19 protein-coding genes and 1 other annotated feature are annotated in these 25,602 nt (G+C 38.1%); of the genes, 17 read left to right on the plus strand and 2 right to left on the minus strand.

Going from position 1 to position 25,602, the window contains the following annotated elements:
• Positions 1-34: 34 nt before the first annotated feature.
• The 3 genes from ACFP65_RS01375 (at position 35) to ACFP65_RS01385 (ending at position 1,895) form a co-directional block, all read left to right on the plus strand.
• Positions 35-715, plus strand: a complete 681-nt coding sequence (locus ACFP65_RS01375) for a hypothetical protein (RefSeq protein ID WP_379915194.1) — start codon at positions 35-37, stop codon at positions 713-715.
• A gap of 42 nt (positions 716-757) precedes the next feature.
• Positions 758-1,471 (plus strand): hypothetical protein, encoded by a 714-nt coding sequence (locus ACFP65_RS01380; protein WP_379915196.1) that lies wholly within the window; start codon positions 758-760, stop codon positions 1,469-1,471.
• Positions 1,472-1,574: 103 nt separating this feature from the next.
• Positions 1,575-1,895 carry a hypothetical protein gene (locus tag ACFP65_RS01385; protein WP_225743008.1) on the plus strand — a complete coding sequence of 107 codons (321 nt, stop codon included), beginning with the start codon at positions 1,575-1,577 and terminating at the stop codon, positions 1,893-1,895.
• Positions 1,896-1,953: 58 nt separating this feature from the next.
• On the opposite strand, the gene ACFP65_RS01390 is transcribed toward ACFP65_RS01385, so the two are convergent.
• Positions 1,954-4,167, minus strand: coding sequence for a S8 family peptidase (locus ACFP65_RS01390; protein ID WP_379915198.1), 2,214 nt, complete (start codon positions 4,165-4,167; stop codon positions 1,954-1,956).
• Positions 4,168-4,452: 285 nt separating this feature from the next.
• On the opposite strand from ACFP65_RS01390, the gene ACFP65_RS01395 reads away from it, so the two are divergent.
• The 7 genes from ACFP65_RS01395 to ACFP65_RS01425 all read left to right on the plus strand — a co-directional run bounded on the left by ACFP65_RS01395 (position 4,453) and on the right by ACFP65_RS01425 (position 15,146).
• A complete protein-coding gene (locus tag ACFP65_RS01395) occupies positions 4,453-5,757 on the plus strand; it encodes a TIGR02679 domain-containing protein (RefSeq protein WP_379915200.1) in 1,305 nt (434 codons plus the stop codon).
• 71 nt (positions 5,758-5,828) lie between these two features.
• The gene (locus tag ACFP65_RS01400) at positions 5,829-6,821 is read left to right on the plus strand and encodes a LacI family DNA-binding transcriptional regulator (protein ID WP_379915202.1); all 993 of its coding nucleotides are present in this window, start codon (positions 5,829-5,831) and stop codon (positions 6,819-6,821) included.
• 127 nt (positions 6,822-6,948) lie between these two features.
• Positions 6,949-8,220: a sugar ABC transporter substrate-binding protein gene (locus tag ACFP65_RS01405; RefSeq protein WP_379915204.1), complete on the plus strand. Its 1,272-nt coding sequence runs from the start codon at positions 6,949-6,951 to the stop codon at positions 8,218-8,220.
• A 73-nt stretch (positions 8,221-8,293) separates the two neighbouring features.
• Positions 8,294-9,550: a sugar ABC transporter permease gene (locus tag ACFP65_RS01410; RefSeq protein WP_379915206.1), complete on the plus strand. Its 1,257-nt coding sequence runs from the start codon at positions 8,294-8,296 to the stop codon at positions 9,548-9,550.
• Positions 9,546-10,400 carry a sugar ABC transporter permease gene (locus ACFP65_RS01415; RefSeq protein ID WP_305067558.1) on the plus strand — a complete coding sequence of 285 codons (855 nt, stop codon included), beginning with the start codon at positions 9,546-9,548 and terminating at the stop codon, positions 10,398-10,400. The genes ACFP65_RS01410 and ACFP65_RS01415 overlap by 5 nt, the downstream gene beginning before the upstream one ends.
• A 53-nt stretch (positions 10,401-10,453) precedes the next feature.
• Positions 10,454-12,511 (plus strand): beta-galactosidase, encoded by a 2,058-nt coding sequence (locus ACFP65_RS01420; protein ID WP_379915208.1) that lies wholly within the window; start codon positions 10,454-10,456, stop codon positions 12,509-12,511.
• Between the two features lie 97 nt (positions 12,512-12,608).
• A complete protein-coding gene (locus tag ACFP65_RS01425) occupies positions 12,609-15,146 on the plus strand; it encodes a glycosyl hydrolase 53 family protein (RefSeq protein ID WP_379915210.1) in 2,538 nt (845 codons plus the stop codon).
• Positions 15,147-15,238: 92 nt separating this feature from the next.
• On the opposite strand, the gene ACFP65_RS01430 is transcribed toward ACFP65_RS01425, so the two are convergent.
• On the minus strand, positions 15,239-16,963 hold the full coding sequence (locus ACFP65_RS01430; protein WP_379915212.1) for an ABC transporter ATP-binding protein: 1,725 nt from the start codon (positions 16,961-16,963) through the stop codon (positions 15,239-15,241).
• A gap of 144 nt (positions 16,964-17,107) precedes the next feature.
• Positions 17,108-17,394: a binding site (T-box leader), on the plus strand.
• Positions 17,395-17,477: 83 nt separating this feature from the next.
• Here ACFP65_RS01430 and ACFP65_RS01435 point away from each other — a divergent pair.
• From ACFP65_RS01435 to ACFP65_RS01465, 7 genes are all read left to right on the plus strand, one after another.
• Positions 17,478-18,926: an ABC transporter permease gene (locus ACFP65_RS01435; RefSeq protein ID WP_379915214.1), complete on the plus strand. Its 1,449-nt coding sequence runs from the start codon at positions 17,478-17,480 to the stop codon at positions 18,924-18,926.
• Positions 18,927-18,944: 18 nt separating this feature from the next.
• Positions 18,945-20,402, plus strand: coding sequence for an ABC transporter permease (locus ACFP65_RS01440; RefSeq protein WP_379915216.1), 1,458 nt, complete (start codon positions 18,945-18,947; stop codon positions 20,400-20,402).
• Between the two features lie 68 nt (positions 20,403-20,470).
• Positions 20,471-22,291, plus strand: coding sequence for an ABC transporter substrate-binding protein (locus ACFP65_RS01445; protein WP_379915218.1), 1,821 nt, complete (start codon positions 20,471-20,473; stop codon positions 22,289-22,291).
• 266 nt (positions 22,292-22,557) lie between these two features.
• Positions 22,558-23,430 carry a transporter substrate-binding domain-containing protein gene (locus ACFP65_RS01450; RefSeq protein WP_379915219.1) on the plus strand — a complete coding sequence of 291 codons (873 nt, stop codon included), beginning with the start codon at positions 22,558-22,560 and terminating at the stop codon, positions 23,428-23,430.
• Positions 23,431-23,520: 90 nt separating this feature from the next.
• Positions 23,521-24,222, plus strand: coding sequence for an amino acid ABC transporter permease (locus ACFP65_RS01455; protein WP_379915221.1), 702 nt, complete (start codon positions 23,521-23,523; stop codon positions 24,220-24,222).
• A gap of 15 nt (positions 24,223-24,237) precedes the next feature.
• Positions 24,238-24,981, plus strand: a complete 744-nt coding sequence (locus ACFP65_RS01460) for an amino acid ABC transporter ATP-binding protein (RefSeq protein WP_225743022.1) — start codon at positions 24,238-24,240, stop codon at positions 24,979-24,981.
• Between the two features lie 111 nt (positions 24,982-25,092).
• Entirely contained in the window at positions 25,093-25,431 is a 339-nt protein-coding gene (locus tag ACFP65_RS01465) for an NUDIX hydrolase (protein ID WP_379915223.1), read from the plus strand.
• Positions 25,432-25,602 lie beyond the last annotated feature (171 nt).

The raw sequence follows: 25,602 nt of genomic DNA on the forward strand, positions 1-25,602 counted from the left end.
AAGGGAATCAGAAGGTCATAAGGGGGAGAAACAAATGTACGAGTTCTGGAAGCAAGCAGAATATTTTTATGGAACAGTGTTGCCGATTGTAGCCATTATTTTTTTTATAGTCCTGATTGTGGGTCTCTTTATCTTTTACTATACGACCAAACATAGCAAAAAGAGAAAGATCATGGGAAGTTTATTTTTGACCATTTTTGTAGGGAGCTTAGTCTTTTCTGTCTGGCAACACATAAAGTACCAACATTGGATCGAGCAGTCGGCTTATATCAACCCCGGTGTTCGAAATCAGAGAGAAATTATGGGAAGCGTTGTACTAGAAGATCCCAAGATGGCTTTAGCTTATCAGAGAATTGATTTAAGAGAACAATATAGCCAGCTAGATATGTATCGTGTTCGTGAAGAGAGCAGGGAACTGTCGAATCGCTACTTAGGCTTAAGAGACAACCGTCATTACTTTTCGCTGGGTGGCGACGAACGGTATGCCTTCTGGTATACAGGGGACGTCGAGTTTACAGAAGAGAATACTCACATGACAGGGATTTCTTTTGAATTGAATGATGACCGATTTGAACAACTTGGATTCACACCGATCACCCCGAATTATTTAGAAACCATTTATATCAATCAAGAAGAGTTTGACCAAGCGGAACAAGAGATTCCGTCAGAAGTTTTTCCGTTTTCAGAGGCATTCACAGAATGGATTACATCGTAACGAGGTTGCAGCGTTAAATTTGAATAAAAAGAAGGTAAACAAATGTATGAATTTTGGGTAAAAGGAGAAACGCTTTACACGATGATCTTGCCGGTATTACTTGTTGTTTTAATGGTTCTTTTAATTGTCATCGTATTTCTTTTTTACTATACAGATAAAAAAAGTAAGAATAGAAAAATAGGAGCGGCGATTGTTTTGCTTTCTGCAGTTGGCGCTATTGGATATGGATACTTTCAGCACACAAGCTATCGTCACTGGCTAGAGCAATCTAGCCTAGTCAATGCTGGGGTTAGAGACCGTTACGAAATAATGGGTTACGAAGTCTTGGAAAGTCCAGAACTCGTAAAAAGTTATCAGTCTATGAACCTGCTGGATCGTTTTCAAGAGTTGGATATGTATGGAGAACAGCCAGTAGAAGAACAAATAGAGTATACCTATTTGGGAACAACTGGGCGGCAACATTATTTTTCTATGGGAGAAGAAGAGAAATATGCTTGGCGTTATACAGGAGAGGTCGTTTATACAAGCGAACCAACGCATCTTTCAGGTAGTCAGTTCCGACTATTGGATAACCGGTTTGAATCGTTAGGATTTATAGCTGAATCGCCAGTTTATTTGAGTACTTTTTATATCAATCAAACAGATGCCGATCAAGCAACAGGCGATATTCCAGTCACGATTATTCATCCTTCAGAAGTGTTTAAGAATTGGAACTTAGGGCACCAGCCGACGAAAGGGACGAGTTTAGGATATTAGAAGGTATATTGTAATCTGTTCAGCATCAAACGGATATTGTGTTTGTTCTCAGTACGCTGTAAAATATAGTTTAGACTACTGAGAAAGGAGCTTGAATGCAACTATGGAAGCTTTTACACTATTTCGTCCAATCTTTTATATTTTACTAGGATTTCTGGTGCTGACTTTGATTGTCTCTCTTATTCCCAAAGGAAGAGATTCCAAAATCAACATGGTCTCTATCTTGTTGATTTCAGTAACTCATTTGGTCATAGCTAGCGTACTGCTTGTAATTGAAAATCAGTTACTAGATAGATTTTCCTTGGAAGGCGATTCTATCAGCTTTTACACTTACTTAGCCATACTATTTCTGAGTATTTTAAATCCTCTCATTTACTACATTAGAAATAAGCAAAAACGTCGAGGGTCTTATCGATTCAGTTAACTATAAGAATAGGAGAACCGAGCAGTCTATCGCTCGGTTCTCCTATTCTTTATTTCAGCTATTTTATTTTTGGTTTACCGCCAAAGAAATAGAATCCTCCGCCAAATGATGCGAGGGTCACCACGCTAATGATAACAACTGGCTTGGGGATGTTTACAGAATCAGAAACGCCAGCTTGATTCGCTTCTGCGTCTTCAGTCTCTTCTGTGTTTTGATTATTGTCGGCCGGTGTATCTTCAGACACTACAGCTTCTTCGTCTGTTTCTTCCTCGTCGACTTCTGTTTCTTCTTCAATATCTTCTTCCTCTGCGTCTTCAGTCTCTTCAAAAGCAGCAGGAGAGAAGACACCCAGCGTTCCAACTTCGTTTAAACTAGAAACGACAGCACCATTTTTATAAGTACTATCTAGAATGATCCATTCTTCTTCATCGTTACTCCAGATATATAAGTGATCTTGATTTTCTTCTGAAGCATCTGAAAAGAAGCGATACGTCATGTCGGATTCGAATTCTGTGATACTTGCGCCATTTACGGTCATATTCATTTGATAAAGAGGGCTTTTAGCTTCTTCGATGTTAGAAACCTCTTGTGAAAGATCTTTACTGAACCTTAAAACCGTTTCTCCTTCTTGGAAATTACTTGAAGGAATGAGCCATTCCATATCCAATTTAGCAATCAAGATGCTGATGTTTCTTTCTCTTAACATAAGAACTTGTTCAGACGTTAAGGAAAGTTGATCAATAGATTCCATCGTAGCATCAAATGATACAGCAATTACGCCATTGTCCGCAACAGACGCAAAGTCTTCTTCAGAAAGCAAGGCTGATCCATTGCTTTCTGACGGACGAATCCAGACAGCATTTTCAGAAATATCTACAGATTGTTCTTCCTCTGAAGTCTCTTCGTTTTCTGGAGTTTCTTCAGGGACATTTGTAGATTCAGAAGGGGTCTCTATTTCAGTTCCAGTGCTCGGTTGCTGTGAATCTGCAGGTGTCTCTACTTCTTCTTGAGGTTGTTCTGTGTCAGCTTCCTCTTCAACTTCTTCAGAAGGGATTTCTTCAACCGGTTCCGTTTCTTCAGGGACGGTTTCCTCTGGGGTTTCTTCAGTTGGTTCTTCCTCAATAGGGACTTCTTTTGAATAACGCACTAGCCCAAATCCATAACGGTCATCTCTACCTTCAGGACCAAGGTCGGTAGCATTGCTTCGAAGCAATGAACGAACTTGTCGAGTGCCTTGTTTTTGCATCAATAAAGCAGCAATTCCCGTAACATGCGGTGTTGCTTGGGAGGTGCCAGAGTTTTCGGCATAACCACTTCCGGTATTGTTTAAACTATGAATAGAAAGGCCAGGTGCAGCCAACTCATTTTCAAGTGAAATTTTAGAGTCACTAGCAATTGTTCTATTTCTATCCACACTAGCAACGGCAACAACTTCTTTGTAAGCTGCAGGATAATCTATACCAGAAGATCCGTTTCCACTTGCGGCAACAACAAGGATGCCTGCATTTTTGGCAGAAATAATCGCATCGTGAATATCTTGATTCGGATTTTGAAATCCAGAGCTGATGTTGATAATGTCCACACCCATTTTCACTGCTTCTTGAATTCCAGCTAACAAGTTACTAGCTGAAGTAGAGTTTCCTTCTTTAGAAGAATAGACCTTTATACCGTATAATTGAACATCAGGGGCAATCCCACGAACACGGGACTGAGCAGAAGCGCCAATAATACCCGCAACGTGTGTTCCGTGTCCATCGGTATCACTTGTGTAAGGATCTTCTTCTCCAAAGATACTATATCCACCAGAGTAAGTGATGTCAGGATGATTGTAAAATCCAGTATCGATAACCGCTACTTTTATGCCTGTTCCGGTAATGCCTTCATCCCAAGCATCGAAAGCTCCGACCATTTCATTATTCCAATCATTATCTGTTAAGGCTCTACTAGAAACTTCCGTATCTTCAGAAGTTGTCATTTCCTGATCATAACTGACTCGTCGGACGCCTTTTTGCTGGCTGATTTCTTTCACTGCTGAAGCAGGAACGGTCATCGTTTGAATCGGTAGGAAGTCGAGCGTTCGCACATTTTTATAGCTTGGATCAAGCGTTTCAGCATCTGGAACGGTGTCTTCATAACGAACGATAATATCAACGAGTTCGCCACTGTCAGCCGTTTCTTCATGAGCAAACACGGAATAGGTTGGAGCGAGCAGTGCAAATATAAACATACATGCTAAAAACAGTGAACCAAATTTAAGTATAAGCTTTTTCACTAAACAATCTCCTTTGAATCTTGTCATCTAAATCATCGATTTATCATGATAATCGTTTAAATCATTAAAAATATCTTATCATAGACGTGTTACAATATTAGAGAGAAATCACTCTGTTTTTTCAAATTGTAACGGGAACTGTCATATTTTGTTAAAGAATTGCCCTATCGTTCTATTATAATGACCTTATCAGGAAAACAAAGTGTTTTGAGAAAAAATCAGCTTATTAAAAACAATCGTTTATTCATCAAACTTATAAATTCAATAAAAAGGAAGTAATGACCCATGGATAGATCAGAATCTATAAAAAAAGCTTTAACCTACTTCAAATCAAATGAAATATTTTTTCATTTATTTTTGTTGTTCAAAAATGAATATGACGCTGCAAAACAATCTTTAGGACCCGTAGATATCTCAGAGTTTACAGAAGAAGAGCTTGAGCCTGTTAAAACATTTCTAAAAACAAACCTATATTCAGAAAATGAAACGACAAAAATTGACACAAATTTATTTGAAGCTAGAATGCAGGAACAGTTTGATTTATCTTTATCATTGGATGCGTTTCTGACAGAATATTTTCAAGATATACTGAGTATTAAAAAAACAGAAGGAAAGCAGCCGCATCAGGAAATGAAGAATTTCCTCGATTATCTCGAAAAAGAATACGCTCTACTGACAAACTGGTTCAACTACCTTAAAAGAGGAACTTATGATAGCCAGTGGATTTATCAGCTGATTTCTGAATCGCCAAAGGTGTTTGAAGACCATGTCCTGCATCTTTCTGAAGCCATTAGACTATTACCGGAAAGACCGATCCGTTTAGCGTTGTTTGGTCAGATCGTTGTCGGAGAACCACACGCTTTCGAACGCCATTCAACCCTTGGAAAGCTTTTACTTCACGTGCTTGCTGAAGATGCAAGATACCATGCGATAGAGCCGGTCACCATTCCTGGGAGCAGCGAAGAAGTGAACCAGCTTTTATTGAAGTTCAATATCTTGAGAGATGATGTGACGAACTATACAACTCTAGTGAATCTTTATGCTGAAACCATAGAAGGATACCATCCTATGTGGGAGTCTGCCGCACACTTGCATAGTGTGATGAACGCTCCGATACGAGAGCTGATCAATATTGTGGCTGCTTATCCAGCTCATGAAGCTCAAATTGTATGGGTGATTGAAAATCCGGTCATATTTTCAAATATTCTAGATGAAGTTCCAAATGTCCCTATGATTTGTACGCACGGGAAGCTGACACTGGCAACAATGGAACTGTTGGATCGTCTTGCTGAAGAAGAAACCGATATTAGATATTGTGGAGATATTACCCCAGAAGGCATCAAGCGAGCGGAAACCATACTGATGCGGTATCCAGAAAACTCTCAGCCTTGGAAAATGGATATTCCATCCTATCTTGCTTCGAGGTCTAAAGATAAACAGTTGAATGACAAAGACCTCGAGATACTGGATACCTACTCGTTGGACATTTTTTCTTGTTTAAAAGATGAAATGAAAGATAGAGGGAATCCAGCCTGCCAAGAAATGCTGCTTGATGAGATGATCAGTGAATTGAAGTATTATTACCAATAGACTATTAGGCGTCTTTTATAATATACTCTCATCACAAGTTATAAAGTAAAATAGATTGAGAAGGTGAAGACATGAGTACGATAAAGAAAGTGGCTGAAGATGCTAAAGTATCTATAGCGACGGTTTCAAGGATACTGAACAATGATCCTAGCTTGAATGTTATGGAAGCTACTAGAAAAAGAGTGATTGAATCTGCAAAAAAATTAGGTTATCGGAAAAAAACCTTTGATTTTCCGCTATTGAATATTGCATTTCTTTATTGGTTGACTCAAGAATCAGAGCTTGAGGATGTCTATTTTGGAGAAATGAGACAAGAAATCGAAAGAGAAGCAAAAAAATATAATATTGAAATTACGTGTTATACGATTGAAGAAGGGATAGACATTGTTCCATCATCGATTCAAGGGTTTATAGCAGTAGGAAATTTTAAAAAAGAAGAGTTGGACCGTTTGAAGTCGATCACTCAAAATGGTGTGTTCATCGATACTTCTCCAGAAACCACTAAGTACGATTCTGTTAGACCTGATCTATTTGAAATAACAGACCGAGCGATTGATTACTTTGTTCAAAGTGGTCACGAAAAGATTGGATTTGTCGGTGGGACTTATGTAGATAGAAATATAGACAAAGATTACCCCGATATTAGAGAAAAAGAGTTTGTAGCGAAAATGGAAGAAATTCAGTTGTTGAATAGACGATATATTTTTACCAAACGCGGATTTACATTCAAGACGGGTGTCGAACTAATGGAACAGGCTATTTCTGAACTGAATGATCAGATGCCAACGGCTTTTTTTGTTGCGTCTGATGCTATAGCCTTAGGATGTCTTCAAGTTTTGAACAAGCGGGGGTACGCTGTGCCTAAAAGAGTCAGCATCATTAGCATCAATGATATCAGCTTAGCTAAATTCGTTACTCCGCCGCTGACAACCTTTAGTATAAATGTAAACGCCTTAGTATCGAATGCGATGAAGCTTTTGTCGGAACAAATTCTCGAAGAAAGAACCTTCAGGAAAAAATTATTTATAGAATCTGATTTAATTGTCCGGAAAACAACCATATGATTGCATTCTGGTAAAATGTTTTACTAAAAAAGTAAAATAAAACCGTTTACATATGGTAAACGGTTTTATATACTTTAGAGGTAAATTAAATGACAATCGATTTAAGAGATGAAAGGAATGTAACTTTATGAAAAATAAATTTTACTTATTGAGTAGTGGTTTGATCATCAGCTCCCTTCTTGCAGCATGTGGGCCAAGTGAATCTAGTAGTGATACATCAGCAGAACCAGAAAATAGTGACGGTGCCACACTGGTTATGTGGGAAGATGTTGACAAAATGGTAGGAACGGAAGAAGCCATTAAAGCTTTCGAGGAAGAACATAATGTAACGGTAGACATTCAGGAAAAACCTTATGGAGATAATATTGAAGACTTACGTCTAGATGGTCCGGGCGGAACAGGACCAGATGTTTTCGCCATGCCTCATGATAATCTTGGGACTGCTGTAACAGAAGGCTTGATTCAAGCTCTGAATGTCGATGAAGAAGTTACAAGTATGTACACAGAATCCGCTATGATGTCTCAGACAATAGATGGCGTTGTATATGGATTACCTTACGCAGTTGAAACGACTATTTTATATTATAACCGCGACTTAGTGGATGAAGAAAATCTACCAGAAACGCTGGACGAATGGTATGAATTCTCTAAAGAAGCTACTGAAGGCGATGACTATGGATTCCTAGCATTGTGGGATCAAATTTATTACGCGCAAAGTATTATGGGTGGTTATGGTGGTTATGTTTTCGGTATGGATAACGACGGTAACTACGACACGACAGACATAGGTCTGAACAATGATGGTGCTGTTGAAGCAGCTGAATATATTCAGAAATTTTATGCAGAAGGTCTTTTTCCAAGTGGGATTATCGGAGAACAAGGTATTAACGTTTTGGATTCCCTATTCAGTGAAGGAAGAGCAGCAGCAGTTATATCTGGACCATGGAACCTTGGACCATTTGAACAAGCTGGAATCGATTACGGTGTAATGGCACTTCCTAAATTAGGAAATGGTGATCAGATGAGCTCTTTTGTAGGCGTTAAAAGTTACAACGTAAGCTCTTACTCACAGTATCCTGAACTTGCTCAAGAATTAGTTGAATGGTTGACGAACGAAGAAAATCAATTAACTCGTTACGAAAAGACAATGGAAGTACCTGCAATCGAAGCATTAGCTAACGATCCAATCGTTACTGAAAGTGAGTCAGCACAAGCAATAGCTGAGCAATCTCAATATGCAGAATTGATGCCAGGAATTCCAGAAATGAATGAAGTATGGACCCCTGTAGATTCAGCACTACAAACAATTGCGACAGGTTCTGAAGAACCAAAAGCAGCACTAGATGGGGCAGTTGAGTCAGTCAAGAGTCAGATAGAAGCAAACCATAGCGGAAATTAATAGAGCTTGTAAAAGGTATCTCTTAAGGGAGATACCTTTGCTGTTAAGAAGAAGGAAAAGGTGGTCATGAAACATGCAACATAAAAATAAGGCAGCACTTTTGTCTCTCGTTCCGGGATTGGGACAACTTTACAATCGACAATGGCTGAAAGGCGCTATATTTTTGGTACTGACAATAGCTTTTGGCTTTGTCTTTGCAGATTTACTCAATATTGGTTTATGGGGAATTGTGACACTTGGTACAGAAGTTCCTCGAGATAATTCTGTTTTCCTATTAGCACAGGGAATTTTAGCGGTAATCGTCGTCGCGTTTGGTATAGCTTTCTATGGATTCAACATCAGAGATGCATACCGAGTGGGAAAAAGAAGAGATGAGTCATTACCTTTATTCACTTTAAAAGAACAATATCTCAATTTAATAGATCAAGGTTATCCGTATTTAATTAGTGGACCGGCGTTATTATTACTGATCTTTTCAGTTGTTTTTCCAATTTTATTCAGTTTCTCAATCGCTTTTACAAACTATAATCTTTATAATTCTCCTCCTGCTAATTTAATTAACTGGGTAGGTTTCGACACATTTATTCAAATATTTACAGTAGATATTTGGAGAACCACATTTTTTGATGTACTTAGTTGGACAATCATCTGGACATTATTGGCAACAACGCTGCAAGTTAGTATAGGAATTTTCTTAGCAGTTTTAGTGAATCAAAAAGACCTTAAGTTTAAAAAGCTGATCCGAACTATTTTAGTATTACCGTGGGCAGTACCAGGATTTGTAACTATCCTAATTTTTGCAGGACTATTTAATGATAGTTTTGGTGTAATCAACACCGGCTTGCTTTCGTTCTTTGGTATTGAAGCTATTCCTTGGTTAACAAATCCATTTTGGTCAAGAGTTGCATTGATCGGAATTCAAGGCTGGTTAGGTTTTCCTTACGTATTTATTGTCACGACAGGCGTACTTCAATCCATTCCTGATGATTTGTATGAAGCGGCTATTATTGATGGTGCATCAGCTATTCAAAAGTTTAAAACCATCACTTTACCATTAATTTTTATTTCGATTTCACCAATCATCATCACTCAATATACATTCAATTTTAACAATTTCAATATCATTTATCTATTCAATGGCGGTGGACCAGCGGTATCAGGTTCCAATGCAGGAGGAACAGATATATTAGTCTCGTGGATCTATTCTCTGACTATGTCATCGAGTCAGTTTGCTTTGGCAGCGGCATTAACGATCCTATTGTCTATTTTCGTTATTTCGATTGCGCTATGGCAATTTAGAAGAACAAAGTCATTTAAAGGAGTAAATTAAAATGATCTCTTCAAAAAAAAGTAAGTTAACACGATTATTCTTCACCTATAGTTTTTTGATTGTCGTTATGATTATGATTATTTATCCATTGTTATGGACAATCGGAGCTAGTTTTAATCCGGGCAACAGTCTCGTAAGTACGAAAATGATACCGGATAATCCGACCTTATTTCATTACCAGAGATTATTTTCTGGAGATAATAGTATCCAGTATATTCAATGGTACTTTAATTCTATGAAAGTAAGTATATTTACGATGGTCGGTACATTGTTTTGTGTATCCCTAACGGCCTATGCCTTTTCTCGTTTCAGATTCAAAGGTAGAAAAAATGGACTGGTTTTATTCCTGTTATTACAAATGATTCCTCAGTTTTCCGCGTTAATTGCGCTATATGTACTAGCTCAGATGCTCGGAATGATGAACAATCACTGGTTATTGATTCTTTTATATATAGGCGGGCAGATTCCAATGAACACCTACTTGATGAAAGGATATTTTGATTCGATTCCAATTGAATTAGATGAAAGTGCACGTATCGATGGTGCAGGAAGTACGCGTATATTCTGGCAAATTCTGATGCCACTTGCTAGACCGATGCTTGCTGTAGTGGCGATGAATAGTTTTACTGGACCACTAGGAGATTTCATTCTTTCATCAACTATTTTGAGATCACCTCAGACGTATACGCTACCTTTGGGACTTTATAATCTGGTCAACCAACGTCAAGGAGCAAGTTACACAACATTTGCCGCGGGAGCTATATTAATCAGTATACCCGTAGCTATCGCATTCTTGTTTTTACAAAAGCACTTTGTATCTGGTCTGACAGCTGGAGGAACAAAAGGATAAAGTATTCTATTAATGATTTTAATTTAAAAGCAGAAAAGAGAGGGACAGTTTAAATGAAGAAGCACCAAGTAACTAAAGAAGCAAGATTACTCCACGGTGGGGATTACAATCCTGACCAATGGTTAGATTATCCTGGAATTATCGATCAAGATTTCAAGTTAATGAAGCAAGCTCATACAAATACCTTCTCAATAGGAATGTTCTCCTGGGCGTCTTTAGAACCAGAAGAAGGTAGATATACATTTGATTGGCTCGATGACATATTTGATAGAATAGAAGCGATAGGTGGAAATGTGATTCTAGCGACGCCAAGTGGAGCAAGACCCGCTTGGATGTCCCAGAAGTATCCTGAGGTGCTAAGAGTGGACGCGCTAAGAAGGAAACAACTTCACGGTGCTCGACATAACCACTGCTTTACGTCTCCATACTACCGAGAAAAAACACAAGAAATGAATCGGAAATTAGCTGAGAGATACGGAAAACGCTCCGCTTTATTGATGTGGCATATTTCAAATGAATATGGTGGGGAATGTCACTGTGATCTATGTCAGGCTGCTTTCAGAGACTGGTTAAAAGTACAATATAATAACGACTTAGACAAATTAAACCAATCATGGTGGGGGCCTTTTTGGAGTCACACTTTTACAAACTGGGAACAAATTGAGTCGCCTTCTCCAATCGGAGAAAATGCTGTACATGGATTGAATTTGGACTGGAGAAGATTTGTAACAGACCAGACAATTAGTTTCTATAAAGATGAGATCCAACCTTTACGTGAATTGACACCAGAAGTGCCGATTACAACGAATTTCATGTCAGATAATCCTTCTTTCACACCATTTAGAGCGTTGGATTACAGTAAATTTGCCAAAGAAGTCGATGTAATCAGCTGGGATGCTTATCCAGCATGGCATAATGATTATGAGAAAACCTATGAACTAGCTTCTAAAGTTGGTTTTATGAATGACTCATTCAAGAGTATGAAACAGAAACCTTGGTTACTAATGGAGTCGACCCCAAGCCATGTGAACTGGCATCAGTTCAATAAAGCCAAAAGACCGGGTATGCATTTTCTTTCTGCTATGCAGATGCTTGCACATGGATCTGATAGTAATCTATATTTCCAGTGGAGAAAATCTCGTGGGTCTTCAGAAAAATTCCATGGTGCAGTCGTTGACCATGATGGTTCCACAGAAAATAGAGTATTCAAAGAAGTTGCTAAACTTGGAAAAGCGATGGAAAATCTTTCTGAAAAAGTTGTAGGATCACAAAGAATTGCGGAAGTCGGCATACTTTACGATTGGGATAGTGATTGGGCGCTTGAGCACACGCAAGGGTTTGGTTTACAGACAAAATTATATCCACAGACCTTACAAAAACATTACCAGGCTTTATGGGAAAAAGATATTCCTGTGGATGTCATCACAAAAGAAAATACATTTGAAGAGTATAAACTACTTGTTGTGCCCATGCTTTATTTAATGAGCGAAGAGACTGTTCAAAGGTTAAAATCATATGTAGCGAATGGTGGAACCTTGGTTTCAAGCTACATTACCGGATTAGTCAACGAACACGATCTAACGTATTTAGGTGGGTGGAAAAAAGAACTTCAAGAAGTGTTCGGAATTGAACCACTTGAAACAGATACTTACTACGCAAGTGATTCAAATGAAATGACATTCAATAACAAACAATATAAGGTTCGTGACTACGCAACGATTATTGACGTCAAAGAAGCAGAAGTATTGGCTCGATATGAAAGAGATTTCTACGCGGATAGTGCCGCAGTGACTTTGAATACTTATAAAGACGGAGAAGCTTATTATATCGGAGCGAGAGCTGATGATGACTTTAACAGAGATTTTTATAATCAGCTAATTGAGAAGCTAGATCTGTCTCCAGGTTTGAAAGTCGGGCATGGTATTGGCGTGTCTGTTCAAGGGAGACTATTGGATGATGGAAGCTCTATCGTATTTATCATGAACTTTACTGAAGAAGAGCAAGCAATTGAAATTTTGGAAGACGTCAAAGATAGCTTTACGGGAGAAATGTTGAGTGGTCATGTATCACTGAAACCTTATGAAGTACGTGTAGTAGATAAGAATAATTAGTAGAAATAAGGATAACAGAATAGGGTGTTGGATTATTTCAATACCTTATTTTGTTTTGTTATAAAATGGTAGCGATTACCTGTAAAGGAGAATAGAAATGAATCTTACTTGGTTGAAAAGACTTATGTTAATTGGAAGTGTCTCAGTAGCGTTTTTGCAAACAAATAGCGTTCGTGCTGAAGAACAGCCGATAGTATCAGATATTTTTGTTGAAAAAGTAGAAGGAATCTCAGATGACTTTATTCACGGAGTAGATATTTCAAGTGTAATAGCTTTAGAGCAAAACGGTGTGAAATTTTACAATCAAGATGGACAAGAACAAGATGTATTCAAGACGTTTAAAGAATCAGGAACTAATTATGTTAGAGTCCGAGTATGGAATGATCCATTTGATTCTATGGGAATGAGTTATGGTGGCGGAAATAACGATGTAAAAAAAGCTATTGAAATTGGTAAACGAGCTACGGAAAATGGGATGAAAGTTTTAGTGGATTTCCACTACTCAGATTTCTGGGCAGATCCAGCTAAACAACAAACGCCAAAAGAGTGGGAAGGATACAATTTAGGAGAAAAAGAACAAGCAATCTATGATTTTACCTATGACGCAATCACTCAAATGAAAAATGAAGGTATTGATATCGGTATGGTTCAAGTTGGTAATGAGACCAACAACGCGATAGCTGGAGAAAACACTTGGCAATATATGTCGATTCTTTTCAATGCTGGAAGTAGGGCGATTAGAGCCATTGATCCTGAAATGAAAATCGCACTTCATTTTACAAATCCTGAAAGGGTCGGAAGTTATGAAAATATTGCACGAGAATTAAGTTCTAACGAAGTGGATTATGATGTGTTTGCAAGTTCTTACTATCCTTTCTGGCATGGGACTTTAGATAATTTAACGGCAGTGCTTTCTAATGTAGCAGAAACCTACGATAAAGAAGTCATGGTGGCTGAAACATCTTATGCCTATACTGACAAAGATGGTGACGGCCATCCCAATACTGTACCTGGAGAAGGCTTAGTTACAAACTATCCTTTTACTGTTCAAGGCCAAGCACGCTCTCTAAGAGAGGTTATTCAATCAGTTGTTGACGTCGGTGAAAAAGGAATTGGCGTTTTCTATTGGGAACCAGCATGGCTTCCTGTGGGACCACCTGAAAACATAGAAGAAAACCGTGAATTATGGGAGACTTATGGATCAGGATGGGCTTCTAGCTTTGCGGCAGAATATGATCCAGAAGATGCTGGCGAATGGTATGGCGGATCAGCAGTCGATAATCAAGCGCTGTTTGACTTCAACGGACATCCTTTATCTTCCATCAATACCTTTAAGTATGTCCATACAGGTGCAATAGCAGAAGTGAAAGTGGAAAATATCAAATCAGTTAACTTAGAGTTTTTATTAGGAGAGCCCATCAGCCTTCCGGAAAACGTAACTGTGATATATAACGACAATACAGAAGGTTTAGAGTCTGTAAGTTGGAACCAAGAAGATTTGAAAAAAGCTGTAGTAGGAACTACCGGAGTCTATTCAATCAATGGACTGCTAGAAGATGGTACGAAAACAACCGCAACTGTTACGATTACAGCAGTCAATTATACGGTAAATCCAAGTTTCGAAGAAGCTGATCGCTCGATGTGGCATATTAGCTATCCAGAAGCTGTTCAAGAACATGTAACGTTTCAGAACAATGCTTCAGATGCAAAATCTGGGAATTACTCAGCACACTTTTTTTCTTCAGAAAAAGTGAACTTTAGACTACAACAAACTATTCAAAATTTAGAACCAGGAATTTATGAGGTAGCCGCTCATATTCAAGGTGGAGATGCTCGCAATTCAGAAATCTATTTATTTGCAGAGACAAGTACAGATGAGATTAAGGTCAATACTAGGGTTAATGGATGGGCAAACTGGCTTAATCCTAGAATAGAAGAAATTGCTGTAGAGGATGGTACGCTGATTATAGGCATGAACGTTTTGGCTGACGGAGGAGCCTGGGGATCAATAGACGATTTTGTCGTGAATCGTATTGGTGATTTAGAAAGGGATAATGAAAATCAAACAGGCCCTTCATTGCCAGAAGAAAATCTGCCAGAACCGGAACAAGTAGAGGAAAAAGATGCAAATTCTGAGAAGCCTTCGAGTAATGAAGAAACTGTAATCGTCACATTACCTGCTAAACCAGTAATTGAACCTATATACGCAGGGGATAAAAGGATTAGAGGAAATGGACAAACGAATACAACAGTTATCGCTATGATTGATCAAAAAGAAATTGGTCGTGCAATAGTCAATAGTCCATTTGAAATTTCTCTAGAACGTCCTCTCAAAGAGGGAGAACAAATTGAATTGTATGCATTAGATGAACTCGAAAATCGCGGAGAGTCTATAGTAGTAACGGTTCAGCCTACTCAATCTAATGTAAAAAATGAAAGTGATCAGACGACATCGATTGAATTAGAAAGCAAAGGTCAAATGATTGAGGAAATTAAGGAAACAGACCGAACGAAAGAGACAAGGCTTCCACAAACGGGATCGATTAAAAATTCCTATCACCTCTTAGGGGGGATCAGTATAATTTTCGCATTGATCCTCTTCATCTTCAAAGGTAAAAGGACACAAACTATGTAATATGAATAAACTTCAATAATAAAAGGTACTACACCGATGCATTCTATCGGCGTAGTACCTTTTATTTTTATAATTATGAGACAATTATTTTATTAATTTTCTTTATTGGGCATAGCTACCCAGTGTCTTGTTGAGACTTCTTGGAAAGTCGTTGCCGAAGCGTCATAGGTAGCTGCGTCAAACTCTTCCACTGATTTTTGACGAGTTGCTTCGTAAGCTGGGTCAGGAACTGGAATTGCAGCTAACAATTTTTTCGTATACGGGTGGATAGGATTTGAAAATAGATCCTCAGAGTCTGCCAATTCAACTAAGTGGCCGTTATACATAACTGCTACACGATCGCTGATACGCTTGACCATAGAAAGGTCATGAGCGATAAACAAATAAGTTAACCCTAGTTTTTTCTGAAGGTCTTCTAGTAGTTCTACGATTTGAGATTGAATAGAAGCATCCAATGCCGATAGTGGTTCATCGCACACGATAAACTTCGGATTAACAGCTAAAGCTCGCGCAATACCAATACGCTGACGCTGACCACCTGAAAACTCATGTGGGTACCGCATCGTAAAAGACGCTTCCAGGCCAACTAATTCCAATAGTTCGACGACTCTATCGTAACGGGCTTTTTTATTTTCTGCTAAGCCATGAACATCAAGAGACTCCCCAATGATGTCTAAAACCTTCATACGAGGGTCTAGAGAAGCATAAGGATCTTGGAAGATCACTTGCATATACTTTCGCATATCTTTCATTTCGCGAGCATTTAGATGATTCAAATCAAAACCTTCATAAATCACTTCACCACCGGTCGCTTCATGCAGTCGAAGAATCGTTTTGCCGGTGGTCGATTTTCCGGAACCAGATTCCCCTACTAAACCGAGTGTTTCATTTTCATAAATATCAAAAGTAATGTCATCTACAGCTTTCAAAGTAGCGCCTTTACCCATATCAAAATGTTTTTGTAAATTTTTGATAGAAAGTAACGGTTTTTTAGATTGATTTGCATTGGAAACTGTTTTCTGTTCATTCTGAAGATTGGGTACAGCATCCAGTAATCGTTTAGTGTATGGATGACTTGGATGCTTGAATACGTCTGCAGTTGTGCCGCTTTCGACCACTTTTCCGTCTTTCATCACAATAACGCGATCACACATATTAGCAACGACACCAAAGTCATGCGTAATCAAAATGATAGAAGTGCCAAATTTTTTCTGGATATCTTTTAGTAACTCTAAAATCTGGGCTTGTATTGTAACATCTAAAGCGGTTGTTGGCTCATCAGCAATTAATAGAGCTGGATTACAAGCTAAGGCAATAGCAATCATCATTCGTTGACGCATACCACCTGAGAATTCATGAGGGTATTGTTTGTACCTGAAATCAACATCTTTGATGCCTACAAGTTTCATAATATTCAGCGCTTCATCTTTTGCAGCGTTTTTCTTCAGTTTCTGGTGGAATCGGATGCTTTCCGTTATTTGGTCTCCGATGGTCATGGTCGGATTGAGCGATGTCATTGGATCTTGAAAAATCATTCCAATATCTTTACCACGTATTTTTCGCATTTCTTTTTCAGTTAATTGAGTTAAATCTTTACCCATGAAAACCACTTTACTGTTTTCTCCATTTTGGGCATTTGGAGGTAGTAGGCGCATAATCGAACGCGCAGTGACACTTTTGCCACTTCCAGATTCTCCTACAATACCTAATGTTTCGCCTTTTGCAACTTCGAAATGAACATCAGTAGCCACTTCATTAGAAGTATCCCCTTGCTCAAATACAATAGATAAATCCTTTACGTCAAGCAGTTTTTCCATAGTTCCGCTCCTCAAAGTTCGACTAGAATAGTTTGATTATAGCATGTTTGTCAATAGTTTCGAAAAATATGAGCGTTTAGGACTTGACGTTGTATTTGCAATTTGGTATATTGTGTTCAATCATATTACTTTGAAAAAATAAGTTAAAAGACTAAGAAAAGAAGAGTACAGATCATTGCGATTTCAAAGAGAGTCCCTATTTGCTGAGAAGGGATAATGAGGAATGTCTGGAAGTGCGTCTTGGAGTCATACTGTTGAATTCTTGTTTCAAGAATTAGATTGTGTCGGGTAAGCCCGTTATAGCTTTACAGTATAGAGGATCATTATCCGAGTACTGAATGAGATGTTGTAGAGCCAAGCCGAGATTTTTAGGTTTAGAGTTGTACAATTCTTTAAGGTGGAACCGTAAAATCGACTATTTTGCCCTTAAATTCAGAATTATTCTGTTTTTAAGGGCTTTTTTTATGTCTAAAGCGTCAATCAAAAGATGTACGGGATGAACGGAGGGAACGAAGTGGGAGCAGAAACAATTATTAGACAAGATAAGGGTGTTCTTCAAAAAACAGCCCGACAGTACGAGAAAGCTTACATGAACTGGATTTATCGAATCGGTTTATTGTTGTTAGCTTTTCCTTTCCAGCTAGTTGTTTTACTAGTATTTCTAAATAAGAAATATATAAAAAAACAAAATGGGAAAGTCAGCAGTGAAGCGGAGCAACTACTAGTGCAACAAGGGTATGATGTTGAACTAAAAAATCGATTAAGGCAACAAGAGCAAAGTAAACAGGTGTTTTTCAATAAAAAACTTTCTGAAAAAGAAACCGATAAAAAGGTTGAGCAAGTCTTTTCAAAACAATTTCAAGAAGCTATAGACCAGAAGGCTCATGAGATTTATCAAGAGTCTGGTAGAGAGAAAGTGACGTTTTTAGCGCAGACCGTGCACTTTCTACTAGACCCTAAATATTTTGTGTTGTCTGTTGTACTAGGGTTCCCAATGTATGCTCTATTGATTGTACATGCTTTTCCGTTTTTGAAATATCTATTTGAACGGTTGCTGATGATGGTGTTTGTTATTTTAGGGGTTACCGTTATCGTATTTACCTTACTCTACTTTTCACCATCCGATCCTGCTAGAAATATTATTGGTGAAACAGCTACTCAGGCACAGATAGATAACTTTCGTGGTATGTACGGCCTTGATGATCCTTATCTCTTTCAACTTGGTCGAACCATTAAAGGGGTTTTCAGTTTTGATCTCGGGAATGCATATTCTGGAAATCAAGCTGTTGTCTCAACAATCATGAGAAGATTCCCGGTTACGCTCGAATTATCTGTTTTTGCGCTGATTATTGCACTGGTTATTGCTTTACCAGCAGGAATTTACTCAGCCGTTAAGGCAAATACACTGTTCGATCACGTATTTATGTTTATCGCATTAATTGGATTATCTATTCCAAGTTTCTGGCAAGGGCTCGTATTTATTCTCGTCTTTTCTATTAATCTAGGGTGGTTACCAGCAACGTTCAATACAGAAAACTTTGCTTCGCTGATTATGCCAGCGGTTGTTCTAGGTACATTGTTGATGGCTTCAGTCGCGAGGATGACACGATCATCCACGCTAGAAGTGATTAATGAAGATTACATCTTGACTGCTCGTTCAAAAGGGCTATCGAATAGTCGCGTGATTTTGAAACATGCGGTGCCGAATGCGTTAATTCCAATTGTAACCATTATTGGTTTACAGTTTGGTGGTGTACTCGGAGGTGCGGCAGTTACAGAGCAAGTCTTTAACATCAACGGAATTGGACGTTATATTGTAGAACGCCAATTTATACCGGATATCCCAAGTGTGCTCGGTGGCGTTATTTATATCGCGATTGTTTTATCCGTTGTCAATGTAGTGATCGATATGCTCTACGCATTTATCGATCCTAGAATCCGCACAAATCTGAAACGCTATTAAAGAGAGGAGAATATTACTTTGAAGTCATACAAAGATACACTTGTTTACAAACAAGTAGAGTTTTCATTAGGTCTTTCTCTTCTATATACAGTGGTTTTAGGATTTGCAGCGATGGATTTTAGTACATTTTCAGTACAGCCTTTTATTTTATTGCTTGCTGGATTAAACGGCTTCGCTACAATCGTACAAGCGTTATTAACTGTAAAAATTAGAAAAGATAGTAAAAAATCATTAGTGATTAATCGGACCAGTCAGATTATTGCTGGACTTTTAACGCTCACTCTAGCAATCGGCAATTTGTTTTTAGTACTTTCTTCCCTTTATGTGATCAAAAAGAAAGTATCTCCTGGTTATATCTATGCCGTATATATGGTTTTGACAGATTTATTAGTCATAGGCGTTTCAGCATTAAATTTGTTTAAAGTTTACGTAACCAATTCTTTTATACCTGCTATGATTGTATTGTTAGTCATCCTGGTCTTCCACGTCATCGTACTCATTGGATACGATAAATGGAGTGCTTTATCACCAGGACTTAAAAAGCTGTTTCTTCTATTGTTTACGTTAACGGTTTTGACAGGAAACCTTTTCGTTCTACTCGTTTCAGTTTCGATGGTTCAAGATGCGAACAAAGCTATCACGAAACGAAAAGGGATTCGTGAGAAGATTTTGAGAAACCAGGCATCGATGCTAGGGCTGCTTTTTATTGTGTTTCTAATAGCGATATCCATCTGTAGTGTGTGGACGTTCAACTACCGATTTGCAGTCACAAATGACTATAGTGCGATTCTACAATCACCAAATCTTGCGTATCCTTTTGGAACAGATAACTTTGGTCGAGACGTTTTCTCTAGAATTATCTTTGGCGCTAGAATTTCTCTAGCAGTCGGTGTACTGGCTACATTTATTCCGTTTATCTTTGGTGGAATTCTAGGGGCAATTTCTGGATATTATGGACGTCATACAGATAATCTGATTATGCGGTTTTTGGATATCTTGTATGCTATTCCAGGAATTCTTTTAGCCATCACGATTGTTGCAGCTTTTGGTGCTTCAACAACGAATCTGATCATCGCTTTAAGTGTAGGGTACATCCCAAGTTATGCGAGAACGATGCGTGCAAATGTTATTCAAGTCACAAATCTGGAATATGTTGAGGCTTCTAGAGCCGTTGGAAATCGTAATTTCAATATTATTCGTCAGCACGTGATTCCAAATTCTATGGCGCCGATGATCGTCCGTGCAACATTAACGATTGGATCAGCGATTATCGCGACAAGTAGTTTGAGTTATTTGGGCTTAGGTGTAGAAAACTATATACCAGAGTGGGGAAATATTCTTCGGACAGGTAGTTCTTATCTTGAGACGAAACCTTATCTAGCTATCTATCCTGGATTGGCTATTATTGCACTTGTTTTATCTTTCAACTTTTTGGGAGATGGTATAAGAGATGCTACAGATCCAAGATTATCTTAAGTATGGCTAAAAAGGTATGAACATAATATAAATAAAAAAAGATTAAAAGTAGAAAAGAGGAAAAATAGATGAAAAAGAAATTATTCAGCACCGTTATGATATTAGGAACACTGGCTCTGGCAGCTTGCGACAGTATTACAACTGAAGACCAAGCTAATAACGGAAGTGCAAATAACAATCAAGAAACAGTAGAAATCGACTTACTCGGTGCAGCTGCAGACGAAAAGGACTTGAATATCTTACGCGACCAGTTAACTAGAAATGGGTTTGAAGTCAACGTAAATCAACAACCGGATTATGCAAGTTATAGAGCACAAAGAGACGCCGGAAACTTCGATGTATCTATTGCAAGCTGGACAACGGTAACCGGGAATCCAGACTATGCTGTTCGCTCAATCTTCTCTAGCGATGGAGATAGTCGTGTCATTGAACCGAATACCGAAATTGATGCGTTGATCGACCAAGCTGCTGCACAAACAGAGGGCGAGTATACAGAGACGTATAATCAGCTTGAAAACGAGCTTGTGACAGAAAATGCTTATATCGCTGGTCTATATAATTCTCTAAAAGCACAAGCTTTCGATAAAAACTTGATCAATCCAGATTCAGTAAACTTATATAAATCTAGAGCGTTTGCTTGGGATCCAGTTTCGTTCAATGATGAGGCAATGAATGATTCAGAAACACTCGTATTGACTCAAATGGAGTCTGATTTGACTTCACTTGATCCGATTAAAGGAAATGACTCTTCTATCAATCAACTGAACACAAACATGTATGTGCGTTTAGTAAACCTTACAGAAGATGATCAAGTAACGTCTGATGCGTCACTAAGCTACAACCACGCGATCGCAGAAGGTAATTCTGATTATTACTTCATCTTGAGAGATGATATCAATTTTGCAAGTGTTGAGGACGGACAAGCTGTGGATACCGGGGAACGCGTTGGAGCTGATGATGTTGTTTACTCACTAGACCGCGCAAGTGATCCAGAGTCTGTTCCAGACCAAAGAACATATAGTTTACACGAATATATCAACGAAGTGTCTGTTGTAGATGACCTAAGTGAACTAGAAACTGCAGAATTAGCAGATGGAAACACAACAGTTAAAGAAGCGTTGGAAGCAGGATTAGATACACCAATCAATAGCTTGGTAACAGACAAAACACAAGCAGATAGTGCAACAGGTAACTACCAAGTTGTCAAATTGACAACAACTGAACCCTTCCCGCAAGTATTGAACTATTTAGCGCACCAATCAGCTGGAATTGTATCTGAAGAACAAGTTGAAAGCGTCAATACGTACGATATCGATAACTATAATATAGACACCGATATTGCGTATGGAGATCAACGTGCTGTTACAGAAGGGGATACCTACGACAATCACCTTTATGCTAGTGGACCATATATTATGATTGCTAAAAATGATTACGAAGCAACATTCCAGAAAAACCCTGCCTACATGACAGATACTGAGAATGCAGCCAATATCGAAAACATCACTGTTCGTTTCATCGGAGACATGGACAGCGCGCTTTCTGCTTTAAGAAGTGGAGAAGTTCACTTGCTTTATGGATTGAGCGAAACACAATATGAAATTGTTGAGGGCGAAGAAAATCTTGAATTACAAACGGGAGATAGTAACGCCGTAAGTTATTTGATCATTAATACAATGAATGAAGATCGCAAAACTGCTGAAAGTGTAGACCTGCGTAAAGCAATCGTCAACTCAATCAATCAAGAAGATTTTATCCAGTCTTATGATGGACAAAAGAAAAAAGCGTTCTCTCCGGTAACGCCTTTAGTAGATACTGGAAATGAATTAGAAGCAAATGCAGATCTTGTACAAGATCACTTGTCTAAGTACTTGGAGCAAGCGGAATAATAGTATAAAAATCGATTAGATAGAACAAAAAGATAAAAGCCTGGCCAATCAGCATTAAACTAACTGTTATTGACCAGGCTATCTTTCTACCTATTTATAAAATATTCAAGAGTAGTCCAATAAGTGAACAAATTTTTAAAATTGATTTAAGACTAATAAAAAGTAAGCTAAGAAGCGTGACACTAAGACGCATTAATGCTATATTAGCGTACCGGTGTTCAAATAAACAAATTTAAATGAATCAAAAGGATGAGGAGAAAAAAATCATGTTCAATAAAAAATTAGGAATCACTTCATTACTAACGGTAGGACTATTACTAGCAGCTTGCAATTCTACAGAAGACACGGCAACAAACGAATCGGAAGAAGCAACAACAGAAGAAGATACTTCATGGACAGACGTTGAAGAAGCAGGAGAATTGGTAGTCGGAACTTCCGGAACTTATTCACCCATCACATACTTGGATGACAATAACGAGTTAACAGGTTTTGAAGTAGAATTACTTCGCGATATTACAGATGAATTAGGCATAGAGATTAGATTCGAGACTATGCAATTTGATGGATTGTTACCAGCACTACGCAACGAGCAAATCAATGTAGCAGCGAACGATTTTGCCATCACAGAAGAGCGTTTGGAAATTTTTGATTTTGTTGACTCACATAAATATTCTTATGGATCAGCAATCGTTCGTGCAGATGACTTGGATGAATTCACTTCTGCTTATGATTTAGAAGGACGTAACATTGGATTAGGATCATTAACAAGTAATTACGCGGTTTTTGCTGAGAACATTGGCGCTAATGGAACGGCTTATGACGGTGGAACAGATACAATCTTAAGAGATATCGTTAATGGCAATCAAGATGCATACTTGAATGACCGCTTAGTCCTTCAAGAAAACGTTGAGTCATTTGGTGATGACAGCTTAGTTGTTGCCGAAGATGTCAAATATCACCCAACTGAAAGTGCTTTAGCTGTATTAAAAGGTAATTTAGCTTTAAGAGATAAACTGTCAGAAGGTTTACAAAGCGTTAGAGAAAGTGGAAGACTTGCAGAATTGTCTGAAGAATTTTTAGGAGCAGATTCTACACAACCAATTGATCAATCAGAAGTGGTTAGTCTAGAAGGCGAGTAAGATCACATTCAGTCAATGACATACGAGGAGCTCTATGGGAGCTTCTGGTATGTTCTTTTCTATTGGTTTGGATATTGAAAGGAGCACAACATGTTTGAATTTTTCTCAGAAATCAAATGGGAATATCTCTACGATTTTGATTTAGCAATCGATTCGATTCCTTTTTTACTTCAAGGATTGCGTATCACGATGATTATTGCCGGCTTTAGTATGGTTTTTGCACTCTTGATTGGAATCGTTGTTGGAATTGCGAGAATGTCGAAATTAGCCATATTTAGATTGCCAGCTAAGTTTTATATTTCATTTATGAGAGGGACACCGCTTTTAGTGTTTGTCTTTATTTTGTATTATGGCCTACCAGTTATTGGAATAGAATTTTCAAGTGCGATTGTAGCCGCTATCGTTGGGGTGAGTTTAAATTTTGCAGCTTATTTGGCTGAAGTTGTGAGATCTTCAATATCTTCTGTACCTAAAGGGCAATGGGAAGCAGCTGAAACACTACAAATGAACTATTTTCAAACCTTGAGAAGAATTGTGATTCCTCAAGCAACTAGAATTGCGGTACCCCCTATTTTCAATATCTTTATGGATGTGTTAAAAGGGACTTCCCTTGCATCGGTTATCACAGTACAGGAACTACTTTATAGCGGACGCTTGATAGCAGGAAGAACGTACGATAGTATGACCATGTATATAACCGTTGCAATCATTTATTGGTTAGTCAGTGTAGTGATTGGAACGATTCAGAGCAAATTAGAAGTACGATTTAATCGTTATTTAGCTAAAGGATAAGGGGGCAACTTTGAAATGATTACAGTAGAAAATTTGAAAAAGACATTTGGAGATCAAACCGTTTTAGAATCTATCAATTTCAATGTAAATAAAGGAGAAGTTGTTTGTCTGGTAGGCGCTTCTGGTTCTGGCAAGACAACTTTGTTAAGATGCTTGAATTTACTGGAAAAACCGAACGAAGGGAAATTGAAAATCGGTTCAAAGCAAGTTGAGTTCGGGAAAACGAAATTAAGTAAAAAGGATATAGAAGAAATTAGGCAGTACTCAGGGATGGTCTTTCAAGGATTTCACTTGTTCCCTCATATGACATTGATGGAAAATATTATTGAAGCACCGCTCACAGTGAAAAAAAGGGATAAAAAAGAAGTGATGGAAGAAGCGAATGAAATCCTTCGAAAAGTAGGCTTAGTGGAACATAAAGATAAATATCCAGACGCTTTATCAGGTGGGCAGCAACAGCGTGCTGCGATTGCGCGCTCTTTGATGATGCACCCAGAGGTATTATTATTTGATGAACCTACTTCTGCTCTAGACCCTCAATTAGTTAGAGAAGTACTCAAAGTCATAGAAAATCTGGCAAAAGAAGGACAAACCATGGTCATCGTTACCCATGAAATGCACTTCGCTAGACGCATCGCGAACCGAGCATTATTCATGGACGAAGGATATATTTTAGAAGAAGGTCCAGCTGAAGAAGTACTGACTAATCCTAAAGAAGCCCGTACAAGAGAGTTTTTGGCACTTTTGGAAGACGAGTAGAGAAATGAATTTAAAGAAAAGTAAGCAGTTTGAATATTTGGATTTTATAAAGATAGATGAAAGCCAGATGGACCAGTATGTACCGATTGCAGGTTCTTATGCAGTCGTAAAGTGTTCTGGAAAATATTTAATAGATATAATACGTTCCGTCAGCAATGGGAACTCCCGGCTGGAAAAAAAGAGGCGAATGAGACATCCAAAGAGTGTGCGATTAGAGAGTTATACGAAGAGACAGGTCAAACTGTTTCAAATATAAATTTTGTAGGTTTGCTTAAATCTTTGAATTTGAAGAATAAGTCCATTAAATTTAATCCGGTGTACTATACGCAACGGGATGAACTTCAACCCTTTAAAATTAATGAAGAGATATCAGAAATTAAGATCTGGGATTTAAAAGTACCTATTGAGGATTTTGATGAGATAGACTATCAATTATTCAGATACCTATAAATAAATTTGAATGATCAAACGTTAAACAAAATTTGATAATACAAAAAATAACCGCCCGCTAAAATTAAGGTTCTATAATAAATAACGTTGGTGAGAATTCACCAACGTTATTTTTCTTTGCTTAAATTAGAAAACAAGTGAGTTCTCCTGTAGAATAATAGTCGACCAAAA

Origin of the sequence: Marinilactibacillus sp. GCM10026970 (assembly GCF_042660675.1) — a bacterium.
GTDB lineage: Bacteria > Bacillota > Bacilli > Lactobacillales > Carnobacteriaceae_A > Marinilactibacillus.

Bases quoted from the DNA above. Each gene is read 5' to 3' on its own strand.
- ACFP65_RS01375 (WP_379915194.1), top strand. From the start codon at position 35: ATGTACGAGTTCTGGAAGCAAGCAGAATATTTTTATGGAACAGTGTTG.
- ACFP65_RS01380 (WP_379915196.1), top strand. From the start codon at position 758: ATGTATGAATTTTGGGTAAAAGGAGAAACGCTTTACACGATGATCTTG.
- ACFP65_RS01385 (WP_225743008.1), top strand. From the start codon at position 1,575: ATGGAAGCTTTTACACTATTTCGTCCAATCTTTTATATTTTACTAGGA.
- ACFP65_RS01395 (WP_379915200.1), top strand. From the start codon at position 4,453: ATGGATAGATCAGAATCTATAAAAAAAGCTTTAACCTACTTCAAATCA.
- ACFP65_RS01400 (WP_379915202.1), top strand. From the start codon at position 5,829: ATGAGTACGATAAAGAAAGTGGCTGAAGATGCTAAAGTATCTATAGCG.
- ACFP65_RS01405 (WP_379915204.1), top strand. From the start codon at position 6,949: ATGAAAAATAAATTTTACTTATTGAGTAGTGGTTTGATCATCAGCTCC.
- ACFP65_RS01410 (WP_379915206.1), top strand. From the start codon at position 8,294: ATGCAACATAAAAATAAGGCAGCACTTTTGTCTCTCGTTCCGGGATTG.
- ACFP65_RS01420 (WP_379915208.1), top strand. From the start codon at position 10,454: ATGAAGAAGCACCAAGTAACTAAAGAAGCAAGATTACTCCACGGTGGG.
- ACFP65_RS01425 (WP_379915210.1), top strand. From the start codon at position 12,609: ATGAATCTTACTTGGTTGAAAAGACTTATGTTAATTGGAAGTGTCTCA.
- ACFP65_RS01430 (WP_379915212.1), bottom strand. From the start codon at position 16,963: ATGGAAAAACTGCTTGACGTAAAGGATTTATCTATTGTATTTGAGCAA.
- ACFP65_RS01445 (WP_379915218.1), top strand. From the start codon at position 20,471: ATGAAAAAGAAATTATTCAGCACCGTTATGATATTAGGAACACTGGCT.
- ACFP65_RS01450 (WP_379915219.1), top strand. From the start codon at position 22,558: ATGTTCAATAAAAAATTAGGAATCACTTCATTACTAACGGTAGGACTA.
- ACFP65_RS01455 (WP_379915221.1), top strand. From the start codon at position 23,521: ATGTTTGAATTTTTCTCAGAAATCAAATGGGAATATCTCTACGATTTT.
- ACFP65_RS01460 (WP_225743022.1), top strand. From the start codon at position 24,238: ATGATTACAGTAGAAAATTTGAAAAAGACATTTGGAGATCAAACCGTT.